This is a genomic window from Flavobacterium sp., assembly GCF_029242675.1.
Taxonomy (GTDB): domain Bacteria; phylum Bacteroidota; class Bacteroidia; order Flavobacteriales; family Flavobacteriaceae; genus Flavobacterium.
The window spans coordinates 1-4,599 of record NZ_JAQWTM010000341.1; the positions used below are offsets into that span (position 1 = coordinate 1).

Below are 4,599 nucleotides of genomic sequence, written 5' to 3' on the forward strand. Positions count from 1 at the left end.
GAAGAGTTTGAGGCAATGCAAAATCAAGTCATTTATGTGTCTGCCACACCTGCTGATTATGAGTTACAAAAAACAGAAGGTGTCGTGGTAGAGCAAGTAATTCGTCCTACAGGATTGTTAGATCCCGTAATCGAAATCCGACCAAGTTTAAATCAAATTGATGATTTAATTGAAGAAATTCAAGTTCGCTGTGAACTGGACGAGCGCGTTCTAGTGACCACTTTGACGAAAAGAATGGCAGAAGAATTAGCAAAATACTTGACAAAAGTTAATATCAGATGCCGCTACATACACTCAGATGTGGATACCTTGGAGCGTATCGAAATTATGCAGGATTTAAGAAAAGGAATTTTTGATGTGCTAATTGGTGTCAACTTATTACGTGAAGGTCTGGATTTACCCGAAGTTTCATTAGTAGCGATTTTAGATGCAGATAAAGAAGGTTTCCTTAGAAGTCATCGCTCGTTAACACAAACTATTGGTAGAGCCGCGAGAAACATCAATGGAAAAGCAATTATGTATGCTGAGAAAATAACAGCCAGCATGCAAAAAACTATTGACGAAACAGAATACCGTCGTACGAAGCAAATCAACTTTAACACAGCTAATAACCAAACCCCGCAAGCACTTAACAAAAAGATTGAGAGTGCCTTTATCAAAAATCCTTTGGTAGAATATGAACTAGGCCTCAATATAGATGCTGCTGCTGAGCCAGAAACTGCTTATATGTCTAAACCTGAGCTTGAGAAAATCATTCGCGAAAAGCGAAAATCAATGGAAAAAGCAGCAAAAGAATTGGACTTCATGCAAGCTGCTAAATTACGTGACGATATCAAAAAACTACAAGAGCAGCTTAGTTAATTATGCTGTTCTTTAAATATTTGTAGCAGCTCGCCTGCCTCAATTGTCGTGTAAGGTGCCCTTTTCATTTTTTCTAAAACACGCTTAGTTGCGGCAGGATTTAACCCCATAGCTAATGCTATTTGATAAATTGTTGTTACCTCCTTTTCGTGCAAAACACCATCACAATGCATTAAAAGAGCTAATCTGTAAAAGTGTTGAATACGTTTAAATTCCGATTGCAAGACTTTTTGTGGTGCTTCTTGATGGAACAAATCGTTAAACTCCTCTTTTTTAATCGCTAACGTATTTGCTATCAAAAAAAGAAAGTCATATTCCTTTTTGTGCAACTGACCATCAACTGTTGCAAATGCAATCATTTCTAAAAGTAAGCTCTTTTTTTCTTCTTCAATATCCATGTTTTTGCTATTTTTAGCTAAAATATCCTTTTCTAAATGAATTTACAAAAACCGCACAGCATTAAAAATATTATTTTATTCTTTCTTATAGCAGTAGCTACAACTATCACTGCACAAAAACAGCAACTAAGTCCGCAGGTATCAACTTTTACCATTAATGCACCACAGTTACAAACCACTAAAAAAATATGGCTTTATCTTCCTAAAAGTTATGCCGTATCCAATAAAAAATACAGTGTAATCTATATGCACGACGCTCAAAATTTATTTGATACCAAAGCATCCTATGCTGGTGAATGGAATGTAGATGAAAAATTAGATAGTTTGCAAGCACAACTTATTGTAGTGGGTATTGAGCATGGAAACGAAAAAAGAATGGAGGAACTTACCCCTTTCAAAAATGATAAATATGGAGGAGGTAAGGCAGATGAGTACCTAGATTTTATCGTAACAACTTTAAAACCTCATATAGATTCTACCTATAGAACCAAAATTGCGGCAAAAAACACCATCATCACGGGAAGTTCATTAGGAGGATTAGTGTCCTTTTATGCAACCTTAAAATACCCTAAAGTTTTTGGAAAAGCTGGAGTGTTCTCTCCTTCCTTTTGGTTTTCAAATGAAATTTATAATTATACACAAAGCCAGAATAAAATCAGGAGTAAAATCTATTTCATGTGTGGCGATAAAGAAAGTGATGATATGGTAACCGATTTAAACAAAATGGAAACGCTAATAAATTCAAAAAGATGCTATTGTTTGAACCTCAATGAGAAGAAAATTGTCAAAGGGGGACAACATAATGAAAAACTTTGGCGCGATGGCTTCGTTCAAGCTATTCAATGGCTAAAATATTAAAATAGAGTAAATAATAGCATGGAATTAATCATTAGAACTTTCGACTTAAAGCTACAACACACCTTTAGCATTTCTAGAAAATCAATCGACATACAGCCCACAGTTATTGTGGAATTAAAATGTGATGATATTTCAGGATATGGCGAAGCAACTTCTAATCCGTATTACAATATAACTACAGCACGAATTGTAAACGATTTAGAAAAAGTACAGACGATAATAGCAGCTAGTTCTGATTGTAAACCAGAGGAGTTTTGGAATACAATGCAACCTCATTTCACGGATAATCTTTTTGCCTTATGCGCCTTAGATGTAGCGTTTACAGACTTATATGCTCGTAGGAAAAATAAGAAATTGTACCAACTATGGAACTATTCTATTCACAACAATGCCTTGACAGATTATACAATAGGGATTGATACCATCGAAAAAATGGTCCAGAAAATGAAGGAGAAACCATGGCCAATTTATAAAATTAAACTAGGTACTACAGATGATTTGGCAATTGTAACCGAACTAAGAAAGCATACCGACGCCATTTTTAGAATTGATGCAAACTGTGGTTGGTCCGTGCGGCAGACCTTAGAAAATTCGGTTTCCTTAAAAAAATTAGGCGTAGAATTTTTAGAACAACCACTACCAGCAGATAATTGGGATGGACATGCAGAACTTTTTAAAAAATCAGCGCTTCCCATAGTAGCAGACGAAAGTTGTATTATCGAAACAGATGTACTTAAATGCCACAACCACTTTCATGGTGTCAATGTCAAATTAATGAAGTGTGGCGGCATTACACCTGCAAAAAGAATGATTGAACAAGCGCGCCAACTTGGACTAAAAACCATGGTAGGCTGCATGACCGAGTCAACTGTGGGTATATCGGCAATTGCGCATTTGCTTCCTTTACTTGATTATGTTGACATGGACGGCGCTTTATTATTAAAGGAAGACATTGCAAAAGGTGTTACCATATCAAACGGTAAAATAGAATATGCTGACGTTAACGGCACTGGAGTACGACTACACTAAGCATCTTAAATAATTAACTGCTGAATTACTATAAAAACGTACCTTTGTAAAAAATAAATCGATGACAAATAACGATATCTTTAAAAAACTTCGTGTAGCGCTAATGTTACGTGATGATCAAATAGTTGAAATTTTAGAGCTTGTAGACTTTAGAATTACCAAATCAGAATTAGGTGCTTTCTTCCGCGACGAAAAGCATGAAAACTATATGGAATGTGGGGACCAAGTTTTGCGTAACTTCCTTAACGGGCTAGTTATTCATTTACGAGGAACTAAGGAAAATCCTAAAAACCCTAAAGATGTTTTAGCAAAACACAAAGCACAAATTCCTGCTAAAGACGGAGCTAAGGAAAGACCCGAGTTTAAGGCTAAACCAAGAGATGCAGAGAAAGCTAGAGGCGATGAAGCTCCTACAAAATCTAAATCACCTGCAAAGAAACCTTCGAAAAAACAATTCCCAAAAGGAAATAATAAAGTTCAGGTGGTAGAAAAAGTCAAATTTAATTTTGGTAAAAATAAATAGTCTATGAAAACTGCCTTACTTATTGGTAGCACTGGATTAATTGGTAGTCATTTACTACAAATCTTACTAGAAAGTGAAAACTATAATAATGTAGTCACTTTTGTAAGAAGCGATAGTGGAATAAAACATCCAAAATTAAGGCAACATATAGTAGATTTCGATCAACCTAAAAGCTATCAAGACCTTATTAAAGGGGATGATTTCTATTGTACTATCGGTACAACAATTAAAACAGCAGGAAACAAAGAAGCCTTCAGAAAAGTAGATTACCAATACCCAAAACAATTTGCAAGCACTGCTGTGGCAAATGGTGTAAAACAGTTTCTACTGATATCCTCGCTTGGTGCCGACGAAAATTCATCTAATTTTTATCTAAAAACAAAAGGTGAAATTCAGTCCTTTCTTAAAAATTCAGATTTCGAAAGTGTTTCTATCGTTCAGCCTTCATTATTATTAGGAGATAGAAAAGAATTCAGATTCGGTGAACAAATTGGAGCAGTTCTAATGAAAACATTTTCATTTTTACTTTTGGGAAGCTTAAAAAAATACAAGCCCATTCAAGGAAATACAGTTGCGAAGGCTCTTTTTGCTTTGGCACAAAAAAACAAAAAAGGTTTTGCCATTTATGAATCGGATGCACTGCAACAATTAGGGAGCTAGTATTAAAATTCATTTGATGAATACTCATTCACAACAAGACATAAAAAAATCCTGAGCTCACACTCAGGATTTTTTAATATATAAATAGCTCTTAAATTAAGAAAGTGCTGCTTTTACTTGGTCAGCTGCCTCTTGAAATTCAACAGCAGATAAAATTGGCATTCCTGAATTATCAATTAATTCTTTTGCGATAGCTGCATTTGTACCTTGTAAACGAACAATGATTGGTACTTTAATTGCATCACCCATATTTTTATAAGCATCAACAAC

The 4,599-nt window shown here is 35.1% G+C and carries 6 protein-coding genes and 1 pseudogene; 5 read left to right on the plus strand and 2 right to left on the minus strand.

What is annotated here, in order from left to right; genetic code table 11:
• Positions 1-861: helicase-related protein (locus tag P8M54_RS12460; RefSeq protein WP_300288235.1), on the plus strand; the 861-nt coding region annotated here is incomplete at its 5' end.
• On the opposite strand, the gene P8M54_RS12465 is transcribed toward P8M54_RS12460, so the two are convergent.
• The gene (locus P8M54_RS12465) at positions 858-1,259 is read right to left on the minus strand and encodes an excinuclease ABC subunit B (RefSeq protein WP_300288236.1); all 402 of its coding nucleotides are present in this window, start codon (positions 1,257-1,259) and stop codon (positions 858-860) included. The two genes, P8M54_RS12460 and P8M54_RS12465, sit on opposite strands and share 4 nt — an antisense overlap.
• Before the next feature lie 36 nt (positions 1,260-1,295).
• Between P8M54_RS12465 and P8M54_RS12470 the strand changes: the two genes are divergently transcribed.
• The 4 genes from P8M54_RS12470 to P8M54_RS12485 all read left to right on the plus strand — a co-directional run bounded on the left by P8M54_RS12470 (position 1,296) and on the right by P8M54_RS12485 (position 4,329).
• Positions 1,296-2,117: an alpha/beta hydrolase-fold protein gene (locus P8M54_RS12470; protein ID WP_300288237.1), complete on the plus strand. Its 822-nt coding sequence runs from the start codon at positions 1,296-1,298 to the stop codon at positions 2,115-2,117.
• 18 nt (positions 2,118-2,135) lie between these two features.
• Positions 2,136-3,146 carry a dipeptide epimerase gene (locus P8M54_RS12475; protein WP_300288238.1) on the plus strand — a complete coding sequence of 337 codons (1,011 nt, stop codon included), beginning with the start codon at positions 2,136-2,138 and terminating at the stop codon, positions 3,144-3,146.
• Between the two features lie 61 nt (positions 3,147-3,207).
• Positions 3,208-3,669: a DUF1456 family protein gene (locus P8M54_RS12480; RefSeq protein ID WP_300288239.1), complete on the plus strand. Its 462-nt coding sequence runs from the start codon at positions 3,208-3,210 to the stop codon at positions 3,667-3,669.
• 3 nt (positions 3,670-3,672) lie between these two features.
• Complete coding sequence (locus tag P8M54_RS12485; RefSeq protein WP_300288240.1) at positions 3,673-4,329, plus strand: NAD(P)H-binding protein; 657 nt, start codon at positions 3,673-3,675, stop codon at positions 4,327-4,329.
• Positions 4,330-4,425: 96 nt separating this feature from the next.
• On the opposite strand, the pseudogene sucC reads toward P8M54_RS12485, so the two are convergent.
• Positions 4,426-4,599, minus strand: a pseudogene (gene sucC / locus P8M54_RS12490) (succinate--CoA ligase subunit beta); the annotation flags it as partial.

Coding starts and splice junctions, on each gene's coding strand:
- P8M54_RS12475 (WP_300288238.1), top strand. CDS start 2,136: ATGGAATTAATCATTAGAACTTTCGACTTAAAGCTACAACACACCTTT.
- P8M54_RS12470 (WP_300288237.1), top strand. CDS start 1,296: ATGAATTTACAAAAACCGCACAGCATTAAAAATATTATTTTATTCTTT.
- P8M54_RS12465 (WP_300288236.1), bottom strand. CDS start 1,259: ATGGATATTGAAGAAGAAAAAAAGAGCTTACTTTTAGAAATGATTGCA.
- P8M54_RS12485 (WP_300288240.1), top strand. CDS start 3,673: ATGAAAACTGCCTTACTTATTGGTAGCACTGGATTAATTGGTAGTCAT.
- P8M54_RS12480 (WP_300288239.1), top strand. CDS start 3,208: ATGACAAATAACGATATCTTTAAAAAACTTCGTGTAGCGCTAATGTTA.